Genomic DNA, 24,283 nt, shown 5'->3' with positions numbered 1-24,283 from the left:
GATATCACTTCGTCACGGCATCGCTTTGACATATGCGCATCGTCGCCAACAAGGCTTTGATGGATTTCGCCAGAAAACACCCGCTGGCGGGCGAACCCATGCAAGCGTGGCGCAAGATCATCGAATCGCGTCCGTTTGCCAATTTCGCCGTGCTGAAGTCGACATTTAACGCCACCGATCGCGTCGGTGATTACTATGTTTTTAATATCGGCGGCAACAAGTACCGGATCATCGCCGCGATTCACTTCAATCGCCAGCTGCTATTCATCCGGGAAGTATTGACGCATAAGGAGTACGACGCATGGAAACCTTGATGCATCGTGAAATGATTACGGAAATCACTGTCCACTATCAAGCCCTGTCCAAGCTCGTTCCTCTGCAGGCAATTCCTGATGCGGCCGCTTATGAACAGGCTGTCAGCGTATTGCATCATCTGCTGGACGCCGGGGCGGCCGAGGAACAGCATCCGCTGGCCGGTCTGGTTGACAGTATCGGCCGGCTGATCGGCGACTACGATCAGGAGCATTTTCCGCCTGCCGCCGTCTCGCCTGCCGCGACACTGCGCCTGTTGATGGAACAGCATGCACTGACGCAATCCGACCTGCCGGAAGTTGGCACCCAGGGCGTCGTCTCTGAAATACTCAACGGCAAGCGCGCATTGAATGTTCGGCAGATCAAGGCCCTGACACAACGGTTCAATGTTCCCGCCAGTGTGTTCATGGCGTAAGCCAATAAAAAACCGGCCAGCGCCGGTTTTTTCACGTCAAGCAGCAATTCTCAGCGGAACTTGCTCTTGTGTCCTGTCTTCAAATCCAGCGCATAGCGCACGCCGTTGTCCGTCAACATGACTTCATCGGGCGGCTCTTCGCCGGCCAGGGCGCCGTCGATCAGGGGCAAGCCTTCGCCCTTGCGCATCAGGTCGTCGCAGCGCTCGTACACGTTCACGCAACCGGTGGACGCCATCAGCGATTGCACGATGGCCACTTTCCACGCATCGACGCCGCCGGCGTTGAATTCGCAGATCAGGTAGCCTTGCACGCCGCCGAACAGCTGCACCACCAGGCCGGGCAAGCCCTCGTCTTCGCCCTTGATCAGGGTCAACAGCTGGTTTTCGCCCGCCTTCTTGATGGCTGGCAGTTTTTTCTCGATGGCGACCTTGACGCGGCGCTTGATCAGCGCATGGTCGACCGGTTCGTCTTCCTTGAAGCTCCAGATGCGCGCGCGGATCTGCGACTTCGAATTGTAGGCGGCACGGGCGATGAACTGCTTCGACGAGCTTTGCACGATGGCCGTCGAGCCCGGCTTCATTTTTTCCTGCGGCTTGCCCTCGACTTTTTCAATCGCGGACGCGTAGATCCACGATTGGCCCAGCAAGCTCTTTTCCTTGCCCTGTTTGATGGTGATGATCAGCATGTAATTCCAGTAGTGTGAGCGGCGCGAGCCGGTCGTCGTATGTCCAATACCGGCATGATACCTCATGCCATCCTGTCGCATCCTCCTGCATTCCATGCCGCTGCTGGCGCAGTCTGTCGCAGCGCGGTACGCAAGCCTGGCCGGCTGGCATACCATGCACACAGTCCAATTCCAAACAGGGAGCAAGAATGACACACGCAATTTTCCAAGCCCGCCATGCCCGCGCCGTGACCACCCTGCTGCTGGCCGCCTGCGCGCTGGCCATCCCGGCCGCGCCGGCGCTGGCGTCGCCGCTCGACTGGATTTCCGGCAACAGCATCCAGGGCAGCGGCAAGCTGCAAAAGCAGACGCGCGAAGTGGGCAGTTTCCATGCCGTGGCGCTGAACGTGCCGGGCACGGTCGAATTGCGTATCGGCAACACGGACAGCGTCACCGTCGAGGCCGACGACAATATCCTGCCGCTGATCGAAACAGCGGTGGAGAACGGCACCTTGCGCATCCGCCCCGCCAAGCGCAACGCCAACTTCCGCCAGAGCAGCCTGAGCATCGTCATCCAGGCGCGCCAGGTGGAACGCATCAGCGTGGGCGGCTCGGGCAACATCACGGCCACGGGCTTGCGCGCCGAGAATCTGCGCTTCGACGTGGGCGGCTCCGGCTCCATCCACGCGCGCGACCTCGACAGCCGCCAGGTCTCCGTGGCCATCGGCGGCAGCGGCAACTTCAAGGCCAGCGGCAAGACGGAGCAGCTGACGGCCTCCATCGGCGGCTCGGGCAATATCCAGGCGGGCAAGCTGGCCGCACGCGAGGTGCAGGTGAGCATCGGCGGCTCGGGCGAGGCGCAGGTGTGGGCCAAGGATGACTTGACCATCAGCATCGGCGGCTCGGGCGAAGTCAGCTACTACGGCGATCCGCGCATCAGCCGCAGCATGCAGCGTTCGAGCAGCATCAAGCGGCTGGGCAGTGCGCCGAACTAAGCGCCCGCAATGACAAAAGCCCGGAGCGATCCGGGCTTTTTGCGTTGCAAACGGTAAAAATCAGCGGGCCGGCTTCACCGGTTCGCGGTCGATCAAGACCGTGTTGACGCTGTCCGTCAGCCAGATCTGGCCATCCTGGATCGTGCATTGCAGCTGCATGCTGCGCTGCGCCAGCTTGCTCATGTCTTGCGCCGCCTCGGATGGCAAGTTGATCACGGTCAAGTTCTTCGCCCGTTCCAGTTTATTCGCGATCTGCTTCCACCAGATGTGACTGGTTGCGCCATAGCTATAGACGATCACCTGTTCCGAACGGCCGCAGGCCTTCAGGATGCGCTTTTCGTCCGGCTGGCCCACTTCGATCCACAGCTGGATGGCGCCCGTCAAGTCTTTCTGCCACAGGTCCGGTTCTTCCGTATCGAACAGGCCCTTGGTGAAGGTCAGCGCCTCGTCGGCGTGGATGGCAAACGCCAGCAGGCGCACCATCATGCGCTCGTCCGTTTCGGACGGGTGGCGCGCCAGGGTCAGCGCGTGATCCTGGTAGTAATTGCGGTCCATGTCGGCGATCTGCAGATCGGCTTTGAAAATTGTTGCTTTGAGGGCCATCGTGTTTCTGTCTCGGTAAAGTGGATGTCAATATTGTACGGGCGAAGGTATCAGCGGAAAACCACGGTCTTGTCGCCATTTTTCAGGATGCGGTGCTCGACGAACCATTTCACGGCGCGCGCCAGCACCACGCACTCGACGTCGCGGCCGATGGCCGTCAGGGTTTCGGCATCCATCGCATGGTCGACGCGCTCGACGTCCTGCTCGATGATCGGGCCTTCATCCAGGTCGCCCGTGACGAAGTGGGCCGTCGCGCCGATCAGCTTGACGCCGCGGTGATGCGCCTGCGCATACGGCTTGGCGCCCTTGAAGCTGGGCAGGAAGGAATGGTGGATATTGATGGCGCGGCCATCGAGCGCCTGGCACAGGCCCGGCGACAGGATCTGCATGTAGCGGGCCAGCACCACCAGGTCGATCTTGTGCGTGTCCATCAAGTCGATGATCTTCGCTTCCTGCGCCAGCTTGGCCGCTTCCGGCGCGCCGGCCGCCAGCGGCAGGTGATGGAAGGGAATATTGTAGCTGGCCGCCAGCTGGTAGAACTCCATGTGGTTCGACACGATGGCGGGAATTTCCACGTTCAGCAAGCCGCTCTTGTAGCGGAACAGCAAATCGTTCAGGCAATGGCCGATCTTCGACACCATCAGCATCACGCGCGGCTTGACGCGCGCATCGTGCAGCTGGCCGTGGAAGGGGCCGTTCAATTGCATGGCTTGCGACAGGTCGGCGAAGTCGCTGCGCAACTGGGCGTCGCTGACGGCGCCGTCTTCCAGCGCGAAATGCACGCGCATGAAGAACAGCTGGGATTCCTGGTCGCCGAACTGGGCGGAATCGAGGATGTTGCAGCCGCGTTCGGCCAGGAAGCCGGACACGCGGTGCACGATGCCGCGCTGGTCCAGGCAGGACAGGGTCAGGATGTATTCGGGATGCGTCATGGTCGCGGAATAAGGCAAAAAAGGTGGGCTATGCTCGGCTCAGCCACGCGCGCCGGCCATCGGCTGCGCTGCCGCGAGCCGGCTATTGTCGCACGGCCGGGCCTGTAAACCTGCATTTTCCACACAAGCAGCATGGCTGCCGGCGGCGGCAAGCTGATTCACGTTCATTTGATCTGGCGCAAAACCATCGCGTTTTTCCCCCTGCCAGGCCCCATTCTCGCGCCAAACCGCCATCTGGCGTGGAACCTGGCACACCATCCGGCGTCTATCCCTTTGCTTGTTGCACCATACGCCGCATCCGGTACACCGGGTGTTTCCTGGATCCGCTTTTCATTGAGGTAGAACATGTTCACAACCAGTATGTCCCCCAGTTTCAGCCCCGCCCTGAAGTCCCATCTGGAGGCCCAGTGCAATTTCGCCACGGAACTATCGCGCAAGATGTTCGATACGGCGCAGCAACTGAGCGAGCTGCATCTGCGGCTGGCGCAAGACTTGCTGCAGGAATGGAGCAACGCCAGCCAGCAACTGCTGTGCGCGCGCGACACGGGCGAGTTCATGTCGCTGGCTGCTGCCCAGCTGCAGCCGGGCAGCAACAAGCTGCGCCAGTACCAGCAGCAACTCGGCAACCTCGTCGCCAACGCCAATGTCGAGATGAACCGCACGGCAGAGAACCACCTGCCCGAAGCGAGCCGCACGGCCGTGGCCTTCGCTGACGAAGTGGTGCGCAAGACGGCCGAGGAAACGGAAAAAGCCACGCAGCGCCAGCGTGAAATGATCGAAAAAATGCACGCCACGGGCCACCGCGATGGCGCCGGCCACAGGCAATCCGATCAGGCGCATTGAAGACTTGAGTTAAACACGTGAGTTGAACACTGGACCCCCACTCGATAGCAAGGAGAGCGACATGGCTAACAATCAAGGTAATGAGCAGGGCAAAGGCGCTGGCAGCAGCCAGAAAGCCAGCGAATCGGGCAGCGCCAAAGGCACGAGCAAGCGCGGCTTTGCCGCCATGAACGAGGAGCAGCAACGCGAAATCGCCAGCAAGGGCGGCCAGGCAGCCCATCAAAAGGGCACGGCGCATGAATTCGACTCGGAAGAAGCACGCCGGGCCGGGCAGAAAGGCGGCGAAGCCGTCAGCCGCAACCGTGTACACATGGCGGAAATAGGCCGCAAGGGTGGCGAAAGCCGGCAATCGGCCCAGCGCGCCAATGAAAACCGCGGCGGCACGTCGGCGCGCAGCGGCAACACTGGCCGGCAGGGTGGCAAGGAAGAAGACGACAAGGGCTGATCCGGGCTGACCGGGATTACCCGGACAGCCCGGCTTGACGAAGGCATGGGACGGCCCCGGCGGCCCCGCGCAAGGGCTGGCGCAGCGCGGGGCGCGGCGGTATGGTACATTCTCGCCTTACCGACACCTCCGCGCCCCGCCCCGCCCTTCCCCGCATGCAGCCATCCCTGAAATACCTGAGCGCCTATTCCGAACAAACGCAAGCGCAAGTGCAGCAACTGATCGCGCAAGACAAGCTGGGCGACGTCCTGTTGAAACGCTATCCGAACGCGCACGATGTGCGCAACGACAAGGCGTTATACCAGTATGTGCAGGACTTGAAGAATGAATTCCTGCGCAATGCCGAACCCATCAACAAGGTGGCGTTCGACAGCAAGATCCATGTGATCCAGCATGCGCTGGGTTTGCATACCTCGATCTCGCGCGTGCAGGGCGGCAAGCTCAAAGCCAAGCATGAAATCCGCGTGGCCACCATGTTCAAGGAAGTGCCGCTGGAATTCCTGCGCATGATCGCCGTGCACGAACTGGCGCATGTAAAAGAAAAGCAGCATGACAAGGCGTTCTACAAGCTGTGCACGTATATGGAACCGCAATACCACCAGTATGAATTCGACGTGCGCCTGTACCTGACCCAGCTCGACCTGTCAGGCCAGCGCCTGTGGTCATGAAGTCAGGGTCATGAAGTCCACGTAACAATGCCGCCCGGCATCCACTGGGCGGCATTGTTTACGTATGCGCCGGCATGGCCGGCACCATGTTCAGGCTCAGGCAGCGTTCTTGCGGCGAAGCATGAAGCCCAGCAGGCCCAGTCCGCCCAGCAGCATGCCGTAGGTGGCCGGTTCCGGTACGGCGCTGACAGTGGCGGAGATATTGTCAACCTGGAAGGTGTGCAAGGCGCCTTCCTTCCACGATGCCGACAGCAGATTGCTGAAACCCGTAAACGTGTAATCGGCAAAGGTGTGGCCGCCGCCAAGGCTGAAGGTCTGGGTCACCGTGCCGCCGCCCACTTGGTGGCCGACAAAGGTCACATCGAAGGAACCAGGCAAGCTCACGAAATCGGCCAGGCTGATCGAGCTCAGCGAGAAAGCGGCGCCATCGGCGCGCGACAAGGTCGTTGTCGACAGGGCTGTCGCACCCAGGCCGGCCGAGCCGGCATAGGCGAAGCTATCCTGATGTGCCGAGCTCAACAGGCCCAGGAAGCTGCTGTCAAAGTTATAGCCGCCTTCGGAGTAGGAATTGAATACGGAACCAAAGTAGCCGGGATGTTCGAGCGAATCGAAGCCGATCGTCGTCGTCTGCGCCTGAGCACCGCCAGCGGCTGCAAGAATGGCGGCGACAGCGGTCGCGCGCAAGAGGGTCATAGGTTTCAAAATAGCATCCTTTCGAGATGATGAAGTAGCGTGGCTGTGGCAACTTGAAATGGCTCGGCACCGTTTTTTAGGAGTCTTGTCGCGCTCACGGGTGTCCGATAGTCCTAACTTTTGAACAGGACAAGTAGACCACAACCATAATTAAAAAGCATCTTCATTTTCAAAATAACATGCATAGAGAGAAATATTATGGACATATATTTATCAATTGAATCATTGAGCGCGATCAATTTTCCCGTGTGGAAATAAAAAAAGCCATGCACTGCGCAGTGCATGGCTCCCTGTCAATTTCTATGAGGAAAGATTACGGCGCGCACTCCTTCAGGCGCTGCACCAGCGCGGCAGGATCGGCGTCGGCATTCAGGAACGCCGCGTGCTGCGGGCGGATAAAACCCTGTTCCTTGCCGTTTTGCACGAAAGCGATCAAGCCATCATAGAAACGGTCGACATTGAGCAAGCCGATGGGCTTGGCGTGCAGGCCCAGCTGGGCCCACGTGAGCATCTCGAACAGCTCTTCCAGGGTGCCATAGCCGCCGGGCATGGCGATGAAGGCGTCAGACAGGCTGGCCATCATCGCCTTGCGCTCATGCATGTCCTTCACGATGAACTGGCGCGTCAAGCCCGTGTGGCCCACTTCGCGCTCGACCAGCTGGGTGGGAATCACGCCCGTCACTTCGCCGCCCAGGCGCAGCACTTCATCGGCGATCACGCCCATCAGGCCCACCTTGCCACCGCCATATACGAGCGAGATATTTTCCGCCACCAGCACGCGCGCCAGTTCGCGCGCCGCTACGGCATAGTCCGGCGAGACGCCCGCATTGGCGCCACAGTACACACATAAAGCCTTGATCACAGTAATCCCTACCCTTTCAATTCATCGATCGCCGCCTCGACCTCGAGGCGCTCCTTGGCGTCCAGTGCCTCGCACTCGGCCGCCTTTTCATACAGTGCCAGCGCTTCCGCCAGCTTTTTCTTTCCGTCGAGCATATTCAAGGCGCGCGCATATTCGCTGTGCGCCAGCGCCGAATACGGCGTCAGGGCCAGTGCCGTCTTGAAGTGCTGATAACCGTCTTCCTTGTTGGCGCCGTAGGTCAGGCTGCCTATCATGGCGCCGACCTTGTCGATAATTTCCGTATGATAAATCCCAAACGCGATATGCGCTTCCGCATGCATGGGCGCCACCGTCATCGTGCGGTCCAGGCTGTTGCGCACGCGCGCGCCCATGCCCTGCGCCAGGGCCTTGACGACGGACGTGCCCAGCGCATAACGGCCCAGGCTGTAGGCATGCCAGTAGTAGCCGGCCGGATTGTCCGGCTGCTCGCTCTGCTGGCGCTCGCAGCGCTCCGCGACTTCTTCGTACATGTCGAGTTTCCGGCTGTCGTCCACTTCCAGGTGCGTGGCGTAGATGCAGGTCGCCTTGTGCGCCACCGCATAGCCGGGCACGCCGACGGCCAGGCCCAGCTTCACGGCGCGCTCGAAGTCGCCCGCATGGAAGGCCAGCCAGGCTTGCACCAGCGCAGAGTGCGTGGGAAAGGGTTCCACGTCACCCGCATGCAGGCGCGCCCAGGCCGCTTCCAGGGTTTGCGGCGTGTAGACATATGCCTCGTCCGGATAGGGGAATTGTTTCCAAGCCATATATCTCTCCTGTAAATAGCGACGTGGCGCCAGCAGCCGCGTCAGTCGTTCTTGAGTTTCGTCACATACTCTTCCGACAGTTTGCGAAACAGCAAATGCGTTTCATTGCGCAGATACGGGCCGATCAGGGACAGCACCTGGTAGCAGCCGCGCGCCAGCGCATCGGACATCGATTGCTGCTCGCTGTACTTGCGCGGATTGCGCACATACTCGTACGACAGCCAGTAGGTGGCGACAACCACCATATTCGTCGCCATCGCAGCAATTTCCATGTCCGACGCTTCCAGCGACTGTTCGCTGCGCAAGTCTTCGCACAGCTGCGTGGCCACCTTGATCTTGTGCGCCAGGATCAGCTTGAAGTGCAATTCCAGTTTGCGGTTGCGCGACAGCAAATCATTGAGGTCGCGATAGAAAAAGCGGTAGCGCCAGATCAGTTCGAACATCAGGTGCAAATACAGCCAGACATCCTCGATATTCGAGCGGCGACCGTCGGGCACGGTCAGGATGCGTTCGATTTCCGCCTCGAACTGGACGAAGATCGAATTGACGATGTCGTCCTTGTTACGGAAGTGGTAATACAGGTTGCCGGGCGAAATGTTCATCTCTTCCGCAATCACGGTCGTCGTGATATTCGGCTCACCAAACTCATTGAACAGGCGCAGCGACAACTCCAGGATGCGTTCGCGGGTACGGCGTGGTGCTTTTTGTAGCATGGCGGGCAATCTCTCTGTGTTCTGCCTCAAGCATACCACCTAAAATAGCCATAATGAAACACTCCGCCCCTGGCCGCCGGCGAAAAACCCAGGCAAAAAAAAGCCTGCGCGAGCAGGCTGGAGGAATGCGGCGTCAGCTCAGGCGGCCGGCGCTTTTTTCTTCGCCGCCGGTTTGCTCAGCGGCTTGCTCACCGGTTTGGCTGCGGCGCGCGGCGCGGCCCTGGCTGCCGGCTTGGCCGTGGCCTTGGCGACGGCCGTTTTCGGTACGGTTTTTGGCGCGGTTTTCGGTGCGGCTTTCGGCGCCGCCTTCAAGGCGGGCTTGGCCGCAGCCTTCGGCCTGGGCGCCGGCGCGGCCTTGGCCGACAGCGCCGCCACTTGCCGGCTCAAGGCATCGATCTGCGCGTGCAGCGCGGCGAGGTCCTGTTGCGTGGGCACGCCGATGGTGGCCAGGGCGCGCGCGACGCGCTCTTCAAACACCTGTTCCAGCTTGTCCCAGGAGCCGCTGGCCTGCTTGCCCACGCCATCGGCCAGCTTGCTGACACTGTCGCTGACACCGGCCACCTTGTCTTCGGCGCGCTTCTGGAATTCCGTGCCTTCCTTTACCAGCTTGGAAAACACGCGCCCGCCCTCTTCCTGCGCCTTGGCAAAGGCACCGAGGCCCGCTTGCCAGATCTGCTGCGCGGACGAGCGCACGGCGCTTGCCAATTCCTTGTCTTCCGTCGGTTCCTTCAATTTCTTCACCATCGCCAGCTCCCGTCATGTGAAAGGCCATGCCACTTCATGGATGCATTTTATTCTAGTGAGCAAAACTAGAGACGGGGGTCTAATTCGATAGAAAACGGCTGCTCAAGGTGCGCCAGCGCACGTGGCGGCCAGAACCTAGGCCGCCGCCTTCACCTGGCCATGCAGCAGCTTGTGCAGGCGGAAGCCTTCGCGGATATTCTCGCGCAGCACGGCGCCTTTCCACGGCTTGGTATAGAAGCGGTCGACGGCGCCGCGGTTGATGGCCGCCATGATGGGCGTCAGGTCGGCAAAAGCCGACAGCATGATGCGGAAGGTGTCGGGACACAGGTGCTTGACCCGCTCCATGAATTCGGTGCCGCTCATGAGCGGCATGCACTGGTCGCACAGGATCACCTGCACCTTGTGGCGCGCCAGGATGTCGAAGCCTTCGGCGGCCGTCTGCGCCGTGAGGATGCGGTAGCCGTCCTGCGCCAGGAAGTCGCTGAGCACATCGAGCATGAAGACGTCGTCGTCGACGATCAGCAAGGTTTGCTGCTCTTCGCCACCGGCATCCTGCGGCGCCTGCAACAGCTTGCCGCCCATCAGCATCTGTTCGAATTCCTCGTGCGGCACGGGACGGCTGAAGTAATACCCCTGCATCTCGTCGCAGCCGTGGCGCCGCAAATAGGCCAGCTGCGCATCGTTTTCCACGCCTTCGGCGATCACTTCCAGCTTCATGCTGTGCGCCATGCTGATAATGGCCAGCACGATGGCCGCGTCGTCCGGATTGCTGGTCACTTCGCGCACGAAGGCGATATCGATCTTCAGCTTGTCGATGGGGAAGCGCTTCAGGTAGGCCAGGCTCGAATAGCCGGTGCCGAAATCATCGATGGAAATCTGGATGCCCAGCGCCTTCAGGTTGCGCAGCACGGCGATGGTTTCCTCGGCGTTCGACATGAGCGAGCTTTCCGTCAGCTCCAGCTCCAGCAGCTCGGGCGCGATATCGTATTTGCGGATCGCCTTGAGCACCTCCTCTTCCAGGCCGCCGACGAAAAACTGGATACCCGACACGTTGACCGACAGGTGCACGGGCCCGATGCTGCTGGCGCCCCACTCGCTGATCTTCCTGCACGCTTCGTCAAGCACCCAGTTACCGACGCGCACGATCAGCCCCGTTTCTTCCAGCAGGGGGATGAACAGGGCCGGCGAGACCATGCCGTGGCCGGGGCGGCGCCAGCGTATCAGCGCCTCGGCGCCGCTGATGCGTCCCGAGATGATATTCACCTTGGGCTGGAAGAACAGCACGAATTCCTCGTTGTCGATGGCGCGCCGCAGGGCGTTTTCCATGTCCAGCCGCGCCATCGACTGCGCATTCATTTCCGCCGTGAAGAAGCGGAAGGCGTCGCGGCCCGCTTCCTTGGCGCGGTACATGGCCGTGTCGGCATATTGAATCAGCGTGTCCGCATCGATGCCATCGTCGGGGTACACGGAAATGCCGATGCTGACCGTCACCGTCACCTCGTGGCCCTGCAAGTCGAAGGGCTTGCGCATCGCCTCGCGGATCTTGTCGACCACGCCCACGGCATGCTGGGCGCCATCGGGCAGTACCAGGATGGTGGCAAATTCATCGCCGCCAAAGCGGCCGATGGTATCGCGCACGCGCAGGCAATCGACGAGGCGGCTGGAAAACTGGCGCAGCAGATCGTCGCCGATGGTGTGGCCCAGGGTATCGTTGATATTCTTGAAGCGGTCGATATCCATGAACAGCACGGCCACGGCCCACTGGTGCTCGGACGCCTGGGTCAGCGAATGGGTCAGCGAGGCGTAGAACTGGCTGCGGTTCGGCAAGCCAGTCAAGGTATCGAAATGCGCCAGCTTCATCAGGCGGTGCTCGGCATCCTTGCGCTCGGTGATGTCGCGCGCCACGGCCACCAGGATCCAGCTCTGCCCCGAGCGCAGGGTACGCCGCTGCACTTCCACCGACAGCGGCGAACCGTCCTTGCGCTGCAGCTGCAATTCCGTCATCGGGCCGCCCTGGTCGCCGGCCAACAGCTTGTTGTACAGCTCTTCCAGCTGGGATTCACCCTCGTGCGCGCGGCCCGGCCCCACGCGCAGAAAATCCTCGCGATCGAAACCAAGCATGCGGCAAGCCGTCTGGTTGACGTCGACGAAGCACATGCCGGCGCGGTCGACGAGGAAAATCGCGTCGGCCGTGGCATCCATCGCCAGGCGGAAGCGGCGCAAGTCTTCATCGAGGCGGATGCGCGCCGCCATGTCCAGGGTCAGCTGCTCATGGTGGCGCTTGATCTCGTCGTACAGCAGCAGGTTGTCGTAGGCGACGGCGATCTGCGCCGCCACCGTGGCGGCGACGCGCTCGTCGACTTCGGAAAATTCATTCGCGCCCAGCTTGTCGACCAGGTACAGCCAGCCGTGGCTGCGCTCGCGCGAGGCGATGGCCACGCCCAGAAAGGAATGCACGGGCGGGTGCGTGTCGGGCAGGCCCAGCGCGCCAGGGTCGCCCTTCAAGCCGTTGACCCGGTAGGGCTGGCGCTGTTCCAGCAAGCGGTTCAGGATGCCCGTGCGCGGTGTGCTGGCGATGCGCTCGAGGTTTTTCTCGGCGCCGCACGAGGAAAAATAGCTGAGCTTTTCGGCGCCCTCTTCCAGCATGCCGATGCAGGCGTACTTGGAGACGCAGATATTCTGCGCCACCTTGCAGCCCGCCTCGATCAGGGCGCGCGGATCGCGTTCGGCGCCCAGCTCGATGCCCAGCTCGATCAGGGCCGTGAGGCGCAGGCTGACGGCCTGCAGGCTCGACAGCGAGCGCGACAGGCGCTCCGTCATGACGCCCAGGTCTTCGGGGATGACGGCCTGGCCCTCGCGCTGGCTGGCCAGTTGCGAAATCTGCTGGCTGCTCGATTCGAGTTCGTCGAGGTAGCCGCTGACCTGGTGCTCGATGCCGGCCAGCTTGCCCGTGGCGGGAGGCGCCGCGGCGTCGCTGGCCTCCGGCGCTGCCGGCACCTGCGGCCCTGCCGGCATCAGTCCCAGCGCCTCGTTCACCGTGCGCACGATGACTTCGGGGTCGGACGGTTTGGGCAGCACCCAGCGCACGCCGCACGCCTGCGCCAGCAAGATCGCTTCCTGTTCGCGGTAGGTGGCCGTATAGAAAATGATGGGCACGTCGGTCAGCACGGGATCGGCATGCACGCGCGTGACGAATTCGTAGCCGTCCATGTTCGGCATGAGGATGTCGGAAATGATCAGGTCCGGCCGCTCGGTGCGCAGGATTTCCAGCGCATCGGCGCCATTCGCCGCTTCCAGCAGGCGGTGGCCGCCGTAACCGAGCAAAGCGGTCAGGAATTCGCGGTTCAGCACATGATCATCGACGATCAGGATGGTGGCTATGTCGTTTTTAACTGGCGTCGACGGCGCCCCGGGTAAAAAAGATTCCAGCTCCGCGACGAACAGGTCGGGCTCGATCGGCTTGCCGATGTAGCCATTGAAACCCGCTTCGAGCAGACGTTCGCGGTCGCCCACCATGGCCAGCGCCGTCACGGCCAGGGCCGGGATATTGCGCAGCTGCGGATCTTTCTTCAGCTCGGCCACCACGCCATAGCCATCGAGCTTGGGCAAATGCACGTCGCAAATGATCAAGTCCGGCAATTCGCTGCGCGCCATGCGCACGCCCTCTTCGCCGTCATAGGCGGCCAGCGGCGTGTACCCGAAGGCACGCAGCAAATACACCATCAATTCCATATTGGTGGCGTTATCTTCAATAATCAGGATACGTGCGGACAATTAGCGCCCCCAATAAAAACTGCATGGACTCATTTTCTGCCTGCGTTCAACTTTTCGCATGCGCGGGCTACATAACAATCCTACAATATCTTGCCATAGATCCTGAGAAAAATCTGGCCGCCGGACGTCTGCAGAACGGCGCAAGCGGCCTCAGGAACAATTTTTCCCGCTGCCCTTCTGACCTTAGCTTAATACAGTACGCCAGCGGAAAACAGCATTATCTGCCCATGGCGTTGTTAAACAGGGGCAACAGCAGAGTCAAAACAGACAGTCTTGCCATGCAGACAAAACACAACAGGAGTCAGGAAAAATGCGGGCAAGACGGAGGCTGGGCGACTTCGTTCTTGATAGTGATTTCTTCCAGCAGCTGACGCAGCACGCGCGCATCGCTGGCCAGCGCCACGTGGCCGATGCCGCCGAAGGCCAGATTGCGCGCGCCGGGCAGCTGCGCGGACGACTGCGGCGCGACGATATTGTCGTGATGCGAGTACATCGAGGTGATCAGGGCGCGCGTTTCCGGCGTCTCGCTGGCGGCCAGCTGCGCCAGCCAGGCGTCCGGGGCGCCATGGATACGGCTCATCTGCCGGGCATTCGCGCCTGCCGCCAGGTTGGCCAGCGCCGTGCCGTGGTGCGGCGTGCCGATGGTGATGATGCGGGCGACACGCCGCGCGCCATGCCGGCGCAGCCAGGCGCGCGCCACCAGGCCGCCCATGCTGTGGGCGACGAGAATCACGCGGCCGCTGCCCGTGCGGGCGCACAGCTCGGTGATGGCTTGCTCCACTTGGGGCACAAATTGCTCGATATCGGCCCCGAAGGGCTCCAGGTCGACGCCATCGTGCGCGATGCCTGCCCGCGCCAATTGGCGGCTCAGCTGCGCCCAGTAGCCGCGGTTGCATACATAGCCGTGTATCAGCAGCACGGGCAGGCCCTGGCCAGCGATGGTGTCGGCCGCATGCAGGCGCGGACGCAGCATGCCCCACGACGAGGTCCACAGGGTGGCGCGCAGTTCGCCGAAAAACAGGCGCGCGGCGCCCATGGCGCCCAGCTGATACTCGGGCGGCACGGGGCTACCCAGCCGCCGGCTCTGCCAAAAATTGCGCGCCACGACCAGCGCGCGCACGGCCAGCAGCATGGCCAGCGCCAGCAACACGGCCTGCACCGGCGAAGCCACGCCCCACGCCTGCATGGCCAGGTACGCCAACCCCAGCACGGCCAGCACTTGCAGCAGCATCAGCCACTTGAGTATGCGTGCGATCATGCTGGCGCTGGAACGGGCACAGGCGCCGGTTTGCCCGTCAGCTCCCGCGCCAGGCCGCTGGCCAGGCGCGCGGCCAGCGCATACAGCGTCAATTGCGGATTGGCGCCTATCGACGTGGGCAACAGCGAGCCGTCGTGCACGGACAAATTGCGCACGCCGTGGTAGCGGCCATCGGCACCCGTCACGCCCAGGCGCGCATCGTCCGACATGGCGCAGCCGCCCATCACGTGGGCCGACACCACCCGCGCCAGCAGCACCTTCATCGGCAAATCGCCGATCGCCTGCTTCGCCTGCGCCCAGCTGGTGTAATGGCTGGCCATTTCATGCACGGGATAGACACTTTTCGCGCCGGCGGCGAACTGGATTTCCGCCATCGACAGCAGCGCGCGCCGCACGCCATCCCACATAAAAGGCGTGAGCGGATAGTCGAGTACGGGCGCGCCGAAGCTGTCGATCGATACCGTGCCGCCCGCCGAATCATGGTGAAAGCCGTCGCGCAGCAGGGCCAGCAAGCCATGCGCATGGGGGAATTCGCGCATGGTGCGCGCGTGTTCATCGCCGAAACCGCCCATGGTGGTGGCCATCAGCAGCGGATGCAGCGGCGGCGCTTCGAGCTTGTAGCCGATGGGACCATCGATGGGCGCCGTGTGCAGGAAATGGTCGGAATAAATCGTCTGCGGCGCGCCCGCATAGGCGTCGACGCGCTGCGGGAACAGGCCCGCCGAGATCACCGTCGGATGCAGGAAGGTGCGCCGCCCCAGCAAGCCATGCGGATCCGGCGCCTGCGAGCGCAACAGCAGCGCCGGCGAGTTGATGGCGCCGCCGGCCAGCACGAAGTGCCTGGCGCGCAAGGTGAGGCGCACGCCCGTCGGCGCCTGCCCGGCGGCGTCGAGCGCCGTCACCTGCAGGCTGTCGATGCGCTCGCCCTTGAAGCTGAAACGCTCGGCGCGCGCATGCACGAGCAGGCCCGCGCCCAGCGCCAGCGCCGACGGGATCGTCGTCACCAGCATCGACTGCTTGGCGTTGGTCGGGCAGCCCATGCCGCAATAGCCGAGGTTCCAGCAGCCGTTCACGTTGCGCCGGATGGCGGCCGTGGGGATGCCCAGCGCCGTGGCGCCACGGCGCAGTAAATCGTTGTTTTCATTGGGCGGCGCGGCCCAGTCGCTCACGTGCAGGCGCTTTTCCATCATGGCGAACCACGGCGCCATGGCATCGACGGAATAGCCGGACAAGCCAAAATGCTTGCGCCAGTATTCGAGGGTGCCGGGCGGCGTGCGGAAGCTCGAGGTCCAGTTGACGGTGGTCGAACCGCCCACGGTGCGCCCCTGCAGGATATTGATCGCCTTGTCGCGCGTCTTGCGCGCGGCCGATTCCTGGTACAGCGCGGGATAGGCGTCCGCTTCGCGCATCTTGAAGTCTTGCGAGGACTTCAAGCCGCCCTCTTCGACGATCAGCACTTTGAGGCCGGCCAGCGCAAGGATTTCCGCCGTCACGCCGCCGCCGGCGCCGCTGCCGATGATGATCACGTCGGCTTCCAGCGTACGGTCGGCGGCCACGGTGCTGGCGTCGGTGACGTTCCAGCCGCTGGCCACGCCGATGGCGATGGGGTCAAGAATGGGAGATGTGCTCATGGATGCCTTATGCGCTCAGTTCGGGCAGCGGCCCCGGATAGCCGATGGCGGCCCAGTGGGCGGCATCGGCATACCAGGCGCCGAGGATCAGATCGTGCAGGGCCAGGTAGGCCGTCTGCAAGGTGGCCAGGCGGTGCGTGCGCCACGACTGCAGAAAAGCGGCCACCTGGGCGGGATCGGCTTCGCGCCAGCCGCCATGCACGCCGGCGACGAAGCGCCGCGCGGGGGCCAGCGCCAGCAGGCCAAACAAATCCTGCACCTCCTGCTGCGCCGCCAGTGGCAAGCCGCGGATGGCCGTATCCACGCCGGCGATGGCGCCATCGAGCGCCGCGGCCCGCGCAGCCGCTTGCGGCGGCGGCAAGGCCTCGCCCAGCATGGCCGGCACGATGGCCGCCAGCGCCGCGCGCGCCGCGCCATCGAGCACGAAGCGGCCTGGTGGCGCCGGCCCGCGCACCAGGCGATAGGCCGCCCCTCCGGCGGCCAGCGCGCAGGCGCCGAGCACGCCCAGTTTCAGAAACGATCTGCGTTGCATACCCCTATCCCCTTGTTTTATACCGCCTTTTGCAGGCCAGTGTACGCCAAAGGCAGTGGGCGCTTGAACGCAAAAACTAGAGCGGAGAGTCTAGTTTTTACGACTGAAACCACAGCAGCAGCATGGCCAGCAGCGCCGCCAGCGCGCCGCCGATGGCAATGCTGGGCAAGCCGAAGGCGACGATCAGCGCACCTCCCAGCGCGCCGCCAAAGGCCGTGCCCGCATTGAAGGCGGCGATATTCAGGCCCGCCGCCACGGCGTCGCTGCCCGGGCAATGCCTCTGCGCCAGGCGTAGCAGCCGCATCGTAGACAGGGTGACGAGGGCAAAGAACAGCAAGCCCAAAGTGCCGCACAGGGCCAGCATGGCCAGGGGCTGGGCACGCAGCAGATAAAACCCCAGCAGATTGAGCGCCAGCGCGGCCAGGGCCAGCACGGTGGAGCGCAGCGCGTGGGGACGGTCGGCGCACCAGCCGCCCAGCAGGTTGCCGCCGATGGCGCACGCGCCAAAGCACAGCATGGCAGCGCCCAGCCAGCCAGCATCGAGCCCGCCCAGCTGCAGCAGGAAAGGCGAGACATACGTGAAAAAGCTGAAGGTAGCCACGCTGACCAGCGCCGCCACGCCCGCCGCCAGCAGCAGCGGCGGCTGCAGGATGGCGCGCAGGCTGGCCAGCGCCGATACGGCGGCGGCCTGCTGGCGCGCGGCCGGCATGGCCAAGCGCAGGCCCGCGCCGCCGCACAGGGCCAGCACGCCGATGGCCGCGAAAACCCAGCGCCATGACGAGACGGCGCCCAGCCACGTCCCCAGCGGCACGCCGCCAGCCAGCGCCAGGGTCAGACCCAGCCAGACGATGGACAGCGCCCGTCCCGCGCGAGACGGGTCGACCAGGCTGGTGGCCGCATGCGACGCCACCGCCATGAACACGCCATGCGCGAGGCCGACGGCAAAGCGCACCCCCAGCAGCGCGCCCAGCGCCGGCGCGGCCGCCATGGCCACGCTGCCGGCCGCCAGCACGAGCATGGTGGACACCAGCACCTGTCGCACGGGCCGGCGCGCCAGCATGGCCGTCAGGATGGGCGCGCCGATGGCCGCCCCCAGCGCATACGCGGCGATGGCGCCGCCGGCCGCCGCCACGCTGGCGTGCAAGTCGCGCGCCATGGGGGTCAACAGGCCGGCGGCGATGAATTCGCACAAGCCGAAGGCAAAGCTGCACAGGGAGAGCAGGTAAATGGAGAGTGGCAGCGTGGCGGACGGCAGCACTGTGCGCGAGGACATGGTGGACATGGCAGTTCCTGACAATCAAAACGCCATGCTGGCCCCTCGTTCACCATCTGTAAAATATCTTATTTATCTTGAAACGAGACTTTGAAAGTCTCAATAGGCGGAAAAGTGCCGCAGCTGCGCCAGCAGCCGCTCGCGCACGGGAGACGTGCGCTGCGGATCCCACGCCATGTACAGGTCAAGCTGGCGCAGCGGCGCGGGCGCATCGCTGTGCAGCGGCAGCATGACGACGCCCGCTGGCGCGCAGGCGGCCAGGCTGGCCGGCAGCAGGGCCACGCCGAAGCCCGCAGCCACCAGTCCCAGCACCGTTTGCAAACGGCGCGCCTGCTGCGCCACATGCGGCACGAAGCCCGCGTGCAGGCACAGGCTGGCCAGCTGGTCGTGGAAACCCTGGCCCAGGTCGCGCGGCGAAGCGACGAAATCGTCGCCGGCCAGGTCCGCCAGATCCACGCGCGCCTGGCCCGCGCAGCGGTGGTTCGACGGCAGCGCGATCACGATGTCTTCGCCGGACAGGCGCTCGAAGCGCAAGCCCGGCGTGCTGCGTCCCGGCGCGCGCAGCAGGGCGATATCGACCTCGCCTTTTTCCAGCCACTCGACCTGCTGCTGCGTCGACGCTTCGCGCAAGGTGAACTGCACGGCGGGCGAAGCGGCGCGAAACGCGCGCAAGGCATTCAATACGTGGGCATACGGCGTGATGTGGATAAAGCTCAGGCGCAAGTGGCCCTCGATGCCCTGCGCCACGCGGCGCGTGGCCGCCACGCCCTCTTCCAGGCTGGCCAGCACCTGGCGCGCCGTGGCCAGGAAAGCCATGCCGGCCGGCGTCAGGCTGACCTTGCGGTTCGTGCGCTCGAATACGGGATAGCCGAGCGCTTCTTCCAGCCGCAATATCGCCTGCGACAAAGGCGGCTGCGCCATGTGCAGCCGCTCGGCCGCGCGGCGGAAATTGAGTTCCTCGGCGACGGCGATGAACTGGCGCAGCAGCCGGGTCTCTATCATGGACCTTTTTTCGCCACCGCCAGGATATGCCGGGCGATGCCGCGCAGGATATTGACTTCTTCCGTTTCCAGCCCCGTGCGCGAAAACAGGCGTTTCAGCCTTGGCATGAGTTTTTTCGGGTTGTCCGCGTCGAGGAAGTCGATGGCCACCAGCGCCTGCTCCAGATGCGCATACATGCCGTCGACCTGCGCCAGGCTGGCCGCGTCGCCATGGAAACCGACGGGACTGGCGATCTGCCCGTCGCCGAGGGCCGCCACGCGGCATTCATAGGCGACGACCTGCGCCGCCTGCGACAGGTTCAGCGAGGAATACTCGGGGTTGGCGGGTATGTTGATCAGCACATTGCACTGCTCGACGATCTCGTTGGGCAAGCCGAAGCGCTCGTTGCCGAAGATGACGGCCGCGTGCAAGTCGTCGCTGGCCGCCAGTTGGGCCGCGATGGCGCGCGGGGCCGTGACGGGCGGAGAAAATTCGCGCAGGCGGGCTGAGACGGCCGCCGCGTAATTGCAGCCTTCGAGCGCCTCGGCGATCGAGCCGACAATGCGCGCGCCGGACAGGATATCCTGCGCGCCGCTGGCGAAGGCCACCGCTTCCGCGTCCGTCAAGGCATCGGGAAAGCGGGGATTGACCAGCACCAGATCGGAAAAACCCATCGTTTTCATGGCCCGCGCGACGGCGCCAATGTTGCCAGAGCGACTAGTTTCGACAAGAATAAATCGCAGGCGTTTGAAAAGAGACGTGTTGATTTCGGGCAGATTCATTTAAAATAGCGCTATTGCGCGGTATCGATACAGGAAATTTCGGGAAACGGAGTCACAAAACGCTGACTCCAGGCCGGGATTTTAACCACTTCGGCACCGCTCCGCTCTTTAATTCATTCTTGCACTCTATCGTACCGGCGCCGAAAGGCGACGCTGGGCGGTCGCGTGCTTTTAACGGAAGCTCACATGCACCCAATGCTCAACACGGCGATCAAAGCCGCCCGCCGCGGCGCCGCCGTCATCAATCGCGCCTCTTTTGACCTCGACCGCGTCGTCGTCACGGAAAAACAACATAACGATTTCGTCACCGACGTCGACCAGGCGGCCGAACAAGCCATCATCGAAGTGCTGTCCAAAGCCTACCCGGACCACGCGTTCCTGGCTGAGGAATCGGGAGCTTCCGCCAACTCGCACGACGAGAATGAATATCAGTGGATCATCGATCCGCTGGACGGCACCACCAACTTTATCCACGGCTTCCCCCAATACTGCATCTCGATCGCCCTCGCGCATCGCGGCGTCGTCACGCAAGCCGTCATCTACGACCCGGTACGCAACGACCTGTTCACGGCCACCAAGGGCGCCGGCGCCTACCTGAACGAAAAACGCATCCGCGTCACCAAGCTGGACCGCATCTCGAACGCCCTGCTGGGCACCGGCTACGTGGCCGGCAGCGCCCGCGCGCTGGACGAATACCTGAAGATGTACGCGATCATGGGCGAACGCAGCCAGGGCGTACGCCGCGCCGGCTCGGCCGCGCTGGACCTGGCCTACGTCGCTTGCGGCCGCCTGGACGGCTTCTATGAAAAAGGCTTGAAGCCTTGGGATATCGCCGCCGGCGCCCTGATGATCACGGAATCGGGCGGCATCGTCGGTGAATTTTCCGGCGAATCGGACTACCTGTACAAGGGCGACGTCATCGCCGCCAGCCCGAAGATCTTTGGCCAGATGATCACCCTCTTGACGCCATTCGCCTGATTGCCAGGCGCGGTCTGACGTAAAAAAAGCTGCCGGAGGCGACTCCGGCAGCTTTTTTTTTGCCCCGGCCAGCCCTCAGCTGCCCCGCATGGCCGGCAGCAGCACGCGGTAAATCTGCAGGAACGCCGGTCCCATCAGCACGACCATCAGCGATGGGAAGATAAAAAAGATCAGCGGAAACAGCAGCTTGAGGGCGATCCTGGCCGCCGTTTCCTCGGCCCGCTGGCGCCGCTTGGTGCGCAGCTGGTCGGATTGCACGCGCAGCGACGCGGCGATGCTCGTGCCGAAGCGCTCGGCCTGGATCAGCAGGGTCACCAGCGCGTCCACATCGTCCACTCCCGTGCGCAAGGCCAGATTGCGCAAGGCCTTGTCCTTGGCGCTACCGGCGCGCAATTCCAGCGTCACCAGTTGCAGCTCTTCGGCCAGGACCGCGCTTTTCAGGCCGATTTCCTGCGCCACGCGCGCCAGTGCCGCATCCATCGCCAGCCCCGCTTCGACACACACCGTCATCAGGTCCAGTGCATCGGGAAAGGTCTCGAACACTTCGCGCTGACGCTGTTTCAGGCAGTGCGACAGCCAGACATTCGGCAGGTAATAACCGAGGGTGGCCGCCGCGACCAGCCACAACAGCATATTGTGTCCGCCCTGGCGCAGCAGAACATATGCCAGCAGCGGCAAGCCCACGAACAAGCCTGTCTTGGCCGCATAAAACAGCGCGGGCGCGGCCTGGCTGCGCCAGCCGGCATGGACGAAGCGGCTGCGGATGGGCGAACTTTCCCAGCCTTCGTCCGGCAGCGACAGCCTGGCCAGCGGACGCGTCAGGCTGACGGCGTGCACCAGCCATCGCCGCCTGGCATGGCGCCCGCCATCGCCGGCGGCGCCCCCATCGCCCAGCGCCTGCAGCCGCTCCTGCACGGCACTGCCAGTGAGCAGGCGCAACACCAGCAAGGCCAGCGCGAAGACAATCAGGAACAGCAGGCCCAGCAAAGCCAGCTGCGCCGCACTCATCGTGTTCATCGTGTCTTTTCTTTCATCTTATACCCGGATATTGATAATTTTTCTGATGCAGATCACGCCCAGCATCAGCAAGCCCAGCGATACGCCGACCATCTTGCGCCCGCCCCCATCCGTGTACAGCACGGCAATAAACTGCGGATTCATCAAATGCATCATCAGCGCCGCGCCGAACGGCAGCAAGCCCAGGACCCAGGCCGACATGCGCCCTTCGGCCGACAGCACGCGCACCTGGCCCAGCAATTTCAGGCGGTCGCGGATGATGGCGCTGATGCTGCTCAGCAATTCAGTCAGGTTGCCGCCCGTTTCGCGCTGGATCAGCACGGCGATGACGAAATAGCGCAAGTCCGTGCTGGGCACGCGCGCGGCCAGGTTGCCCAGCGCATCGGCCATGGCGACGCCGAAACTGACTTCGTCGAACACGGCGCGGAACTCGTCGGCCAGCGGTCCCGTCATTTCCTCGCCCACCATTTTCAGCGCGGTGGGAAAGGCGTGGCCGGCGCGCATGGCGCGGCTCATCAGGTCGAGCGCGTCCGGCAGTTGCTGCTCGATGCGCACCAGCCGCTTGCTCCTGGCGCGGCGCACCAGCAGATACGGCAGCGCGGCGCCGCCCACGCCCAGCCCCAGGCGCACATACCATGGCAGCGGCAGCGCGCCGGCCAGCAGCAGGCCGGCCATCCCGCCAAGTGCGCAATAGCCGAGGAAGCCGGCCACGAACCAGCGCATACCCGCCTGCAGCAGCAGCTGATCGAGGCGCCGCGCGCCGGGCAAGCCTTCCAGCACGCCGTGCAGCAAGGCATGGGCGCTCAGCGGCCGCTGCTTGGTGATCGACAGCGCCTGTTCGCCATCGCTGGCCGTGTACATGCCCTGCAGGCGCCGCGCCACCCGCGCCGCGCCCGCCCCCCGCGCCGCTTGCCACGCCAGCCAGGCGCCAGCCACCAGCAGCAGCACGGCCAGGAAGAGGAACAGATAGACCAGATAGGAAAGCATGATGGATCAGCGCCCCGCCGCAGTGGGTTCGAACAGGGCGGCCGACACGCCGATGCCAAAGCTGTTCAGGCGCTCGAGGAAGCGCGGGCGGATGCCGCTGGCCGAGAAATGCCCGACCACCGCGCCGCCCTCGGCCACGCCCGTCTGCCGGAAACTGAAGATTTCCTGCATCGTGATGACCTCCCCTTCCATGCCCGTGATTTCCTGGATCGACGTGACCTTGCGCTTGCCGTCGATCAGGCGCGACACTTGCACCACCACCGACACGGCCGAGCTGATCTGCTGCCGGATGGCCTTGCTGGGCAGGTTGGCGGCCGCCATGCTGATCATGTTTTCCAGCCGCGTGATGGCGTCGCGCGGCGTATTGGCGTGGATGGTGGCCATCGAGCCTTCATGGCCCGTGTTCATCGCGCCCAGCATGTCGAGCGCCTCGGCGCCGCGCACCTCGCCCAGGATGATGCGGTCCGGGCGCATGCGCAGCGCATTGCGCACCAGCGCCCGCTGCGTCACTTCGCCCTTGCCTTCGATATTCGCGGGCCGCGTTTCCAGCCGTACCACGTGCGGCTGCTGCAATTGCAGCTCGGCCGCGTCTTCCACCGTGACGATGCGTTCCGTCTGGCCGATAAAGCCGGAAATCACGTTGAGCATGGTGGTCTTGCCGCTGCCCGTGCCGCCGGAAATGAGGATATTCATCTTTGCCTTGCCCAGGCCCTGCAGCACTTCGGCCATCTCGGCCGTCATGCTGTGGTAGGCGACCAGGTCGGCCAGGCGCAGCGGATCGACGGAGAAGCGCCGGATCGACATCACGGGGCCGTCGATGGCCAGCGGCGGAATGATGGCGTTGACGCGCGAACCGTCGGGCAGGCGCGCATCGACCATGGGGCTCGATTCGTCGATGCGCCGGCCCACGCGCGAGACGATCTTGTCGATGATCTTCATCAGGTGGGCGTCATCGTCGAAGCTGACGTCGGTCAGCTCCAGGCGGCCGCCGCGCTCCACATACACCTGCTTGTGGCCGTTGACCAGGATGTCCGACACGCTGGCATCCGCGAGCAGCGTTTCGAGCGGCCCGAAGCCCAGCATCTCGTGCTGGATGTCGCGCGTCAGGCTCTTGCGCTCGGCGTCGTTGATGACCACCGCCTCTTCGTCCAGCAGGCGCTCGACCAGGCCGCGCAACTCTTCGCGGATGCGCTCCTGCGACAGGCGCTGCATGCTTTCCAGGTCGACCCGTTCGAGCAGCAGCCCATGGATGCGCAGCTTGAGGTCGCGGTAGCCGTGGTTGTCGATGGTGGCCATGCGTAGCGGCGCGAGCGCGGCGATCTTGGCGCTGCCGAGCCGTTCGCGGATGGACAAGGCGGCGATGGGGGAACTAGCCATGAAATGCTCCTGTTCTGGGAT

The 24,283-nt window shown here is 63.6% G+C and carries 25 protein-coding genes; 7 read left to right on the top strand and 18 right to left on the bottom strand.

Annotated elements, in window-relative coordinates; genetic code table 11:
- Positions 1-32 precede the first annotated feature (32 nt).
- Both O3297_RS01560 and O3297_RS01555 read left to right on the top strand, forming a co-directional pair.
- Positions 33-314: a type II toxin-antitoxin system HigB family toxin gene (locus tag O3297_RS01560; protein WP_070278691.1), complete on the top strand. Its 282-nt coding sequence runs from the start codon at positions 33-35 to the stop codon at positions 312-314.
- Positions 302-727 (top strand): type II toxin-antitoxin system HigA family antitoxin, encoded by a 426-nt coding sequence (locus O3297_RS01555; protein ID WP_305047561.1) that lies wholly within the window; start codon positions 302-304, stop codon positions 725-727. The genes O3297_RS01560 and O3297_RS01555 overlap by 13 nt, the downstream gene beginning before the upstream one ends.
- Positions 728-777: 50 nt before the next feature.
- Here the strand turns inward: O3297_RS01555 and O3297_RS01550 are convergent, their stop codons facing one another.
- Positions 778-1,413 (bottom strand): SAM-dependent methyltransferase, encoded by a 636-nt coding sequence (locus tag O3297_RS01550; RefSeq protein ID WP_305047560.1) that lies wholly within the window; start codon positions 1,411-1,413, stop codon positions 778-780.
- A gap of 188 nt (positions 1,414-1,601) precedes the next feature.
- Between O3297_RS01550 and O3297_RS01545 the strand changes: the two genes are divergently transcribed.
- Positions 1,602-2,387, top strand: a complete 786-nt coding sequence (locus O3297_RS01545; RefSeq protein WP_305047559.1) for a head GIN domain-containing protein — start codon at positions 1,602-1,604, stop codon at positions 2,385-2,387.
- Positions 2,388-2,447: 60 nt separating this feature from the next.
- Here the strand turns inward: O3297_RS01545 and O3297_RS01540 are convergent, their stop codons facing one another.
- Positions 2,448-2,990, bottom strand: a complete 543-nt coding sequence (locus O3297_RS01540; RefSeq protein WP_034786185.1) for a YaeQ family protein — start codon at positions 2,988-2,990, stop codon at positions 2,448-2,450.
- Positions 2,991-3,040: 50 nt separating this feature from the next.
- Positions 3,041-3,922, bottom strand: coding sequence for a formyltetrahydrofolate deformylase (gene purU / locus O3297_RS01535; RefSeq protein WP_034786194.1), 882 nt, complete (start codon positions 3,920-3,922; stop codon positions 3,041-3,043).
- Between the two features lie 345 nt (positions 3,923-4,267).
- Here purU and O3297_RS01530 point away from each other — a divergent pair, with 345 nt between their 5' ends.
- The 3 genes from O3297_RS01530 (at position 4,268) to O3297_RS01520 (ending at position 5,878) form a co-directional block, all read left to right on the top strand.
- Positions 4,268-4,765: a phasin family protein gene (locus O3297_RS01530; RefSeq protein ID WP_034786197.1), complete on the top strand. Its 498-nt coding sequence runs from the start codon at positions 4,268-4,270 to the stop codon at positions 4,763-4,765.
- Positions 4,766-4,826: 61 nt separating this feature from the next.
- A complete protein-coding gene (locus O3297_RS01525) occupies positions 4,827-5,210 on the top strand; it encodes a KGG domain-containing protein (protein WP_305047558.1) in 384 nt (127 codons plus the stop codon).
- Between the two features lie 155 nt (positions 5,211-5,365).
- A complete protein-coding gene (locus tag O3297_RS01520; RefSeq protein ID WP_034758768.1) occupies positions 5,366-5,878 on the top strand; it encodes a YgjP-like metallopeptidase domain-containing protein in 513 nt (170 codons plus the stop codon).
- Positions 5,879-5,974: 96 nt separating this feature from the next.
- Here the strand turns inward: O3297_RS01520 and O3297_RS01515 are convergent, their stop codons facing one another.
- From O3297_RS01515 to O3297_RS01460, 12 genes are all read right to left on the bottom strand, one after another.
- Positions 5,975-6,571, bottom strand: coding sequence for a PEP-CTERM sorting domain-containing protein (locus tag O3297_RS01515; protein WP_052140476.1), 597 nt, complete (start codon positions 6,569-6,571; stop codon positions 5,975-5,977).
- A gap of 313 nt (positions 6,572-6,884) precedes the next feature.
- Positions 6,885-7,430: a TIGR00730 family Rossman fold protein gene (locus O3297_RS01510; protein WP_034786386.1), complete on the bottom strand. Its 546-nt coding sequence runs from the start codon at positions 7,428-7,430 to the stop codon at positions 6,885-6,887.
- An 11-nt stretch (positions 7,431-7,441) separates the two neighbouring features.
- Positions 7,442-8,215 (bottom strand): hypothetical protein, encoded by a 774-nt coding sequence (locus O3297_RS01505; RefSeq protein ID WP_034786202.1) that lies wholly within the window; start codon positions 8,213-8,215, stop codon positions 7,442-7,444.
- A 41-nt stretch (positions 8,216-8,256) separates the two neighbouring features.
- Positions 8,257-8,928, bottom strand: coding sequence for a TetR/AcrR family transcriptional regulator (locus O3297_RS01500; protein ID WP_034786204.1), 672 nt, complete (start codon positions 8,926-8,928; stop codon positions 8,257-8,259).
- A 138-nt stretch (positions 8,929-9,066) separates the two neighbouring features.
- The gene (locus O3297_RS01495; protein WP_305047557.1) at positions 9,067-9,672 is read right to left on the bottom strand and encodes a phasin family protein; all 606 of its coding nucleotides are present in this window, start codon (positions 9,670-9,672) and stop codon (positions 9,067-9,069) included.
- A 135-nt stretch (positions 9,673-9,807) separates the two neighbouring features.
- Positions 9,808-13,446, bottom strand: a complete 3,639-nt coding sequence (locus tag O3297_RS01490; protein WP_305047556.1) for an EAL domain-containing protein — start codon at positions 13,444-13,446, stop codon at positions 9,808-9,810.
- 301 nt (positions 13,447-13,747) lie between these two features.
- Complete coding sequence (locus O3297_RS01485; protein ID WP_305047555.1) at positions 13,748-14,704, bottom strand: alpha/beta fold hydrolase; 957 nt, start codon at positions 14,702-14,704, stop codon at positions 13,748-13,750.
- Complete coding sequence (locus O3297_RS01480) at positions 14,701-16,335, bottom strand: GMC family oxidoreductase (protein WP_305047554.1); 1,635 nt, start codon at positions 16,333-16,335, stop codon at positions 14,701-14,703. The genes O3297_RS01485 and O3297_RS01480 overlap by 4 nt, the downstream gene beginning before the upstream one ends.
- A gap of 7 nt (positions 16,336-16,342) precedes the next feature.
- Positions 16,343-16,867 (bottom strand): hypothetical protein, encoded by a 525-nt coding sequence (locus O3297_RS01475; RefSeq protein WP_099393013.1) that lies wholly within the window; start codon positions 16,865-16,867, stop codon positions 16,343-16,345.
- Between the two features lie 97 nt (positions 16,868-16,964).
- Entirely contained in the window at positions 16,965-18,149 is a 1,185-nt protein-coding gene (locus O3297_RS01470; RefSeq protein WP_305047553.1) for an MFS transporter, read from the bottom strand.
- A 90-nt stretch (positions 18,150-18,239) separates the two neighbouring features.
- Complete coding sequence (locus O3297_RS01465) at positions 18,240-19,142, bottom strand: LysR substrate-binding domain-containing protein (RefSeq protein ID WP_305047552.1); 903 nt, start codon at positions 19,140-19,142, stop codon at positions 18,240-18,242.
- Positions 19,139-19,903, bottom strand: coding sequence for an RNA methyltransferase (locus O3297_RS01460; RefSeq protein ID WP_070278661.1), 765 nt, complete (start codon positions 19,901-19,903; stop codon positions 19,139-19,141). Before O3297_RS01460 ends, O3297_RS01465 begins: the two co-directional genes overlap by 4 nt.
- Before the next feature lie 195 nt (positions 19,904-20,098).
- Between O3297_RS01460 and O3297_RS01455 the strand changes: the two genes are divergently transcribed.
- On the top strand, positions 20,099-20,881 hold the full coding sequence (locus O3297_RS01455; RefSeq protein ID WP_034758799.1) for an inositol monophosphatase family protein: 783 nt from the start codon (positions 20,099-20,101) through the stop codon (positions 20,879-20,881).
- A 75-nt stretch (positions 20,882-20,956) separates the two neighbouring features.
- Here the strand turns inward: O3297_RS01455 and O3297_RS01450 are convergent, their stop codons facing one another.
- The 3 genes from O3297_RS01450 to O3297_RS01440 are packed head-to-tail and all read right to left on the bottom strand — an operon-like array spanning position 20,957 to position 24,238.
- Entirely contained in the window at positions 20,957-21,889 is a 933-nt protein-coding gene (locus O3297_RS01450; RefSeq protein WP_305049583.1) for a type II secretion system F family protein, read from the bottom strand.
- 27 nt (positions 21,890-21,916) lie between these two features.
- The gene (locus tag O3297_RS01445; protein ID WP_305047551.1) at positions 21,917-22,885 is read right to left on the bottom strand and encodes a type II secretion system F family protein; all 969 of its coding nucleotides are present in this window, start codon (positions 22,883-22,885) and stop codon (positions 21,917-21,919) included.
- Between the two features lie 6 nt (positions 22,886-22,891).
- Positions 22,892-24,238 carry a CpaF family protein gene (locus O3297_RS01440; protein WP_370385420.1) on the bottom strand — a complete coding sequence of 449 codons (1,347 nt, stop codon included), beginning with the start codon at positions 24,236-24,238 and terminating at the stop codon, positions 22,892-22,894.
- Positions 24,239-24,283: the final 45 nt, after the last annotated feature.

The sequence above is a fragment of the Janthinobacterium sp. SUN128 genome (genome assembly GCF_030587275.1).
In the GTDB taxonomy this organism is placed as follows: Bacteria; Pseudomonadota; Gammaproteobacteria; order Burkholderiales; family Burkholderiaceae_D; genus Janthinobacterium; species Janthinobacterium lividum.
This window is presented reverse-complemented; position numbering and strand designations above follow the sequence as displayed.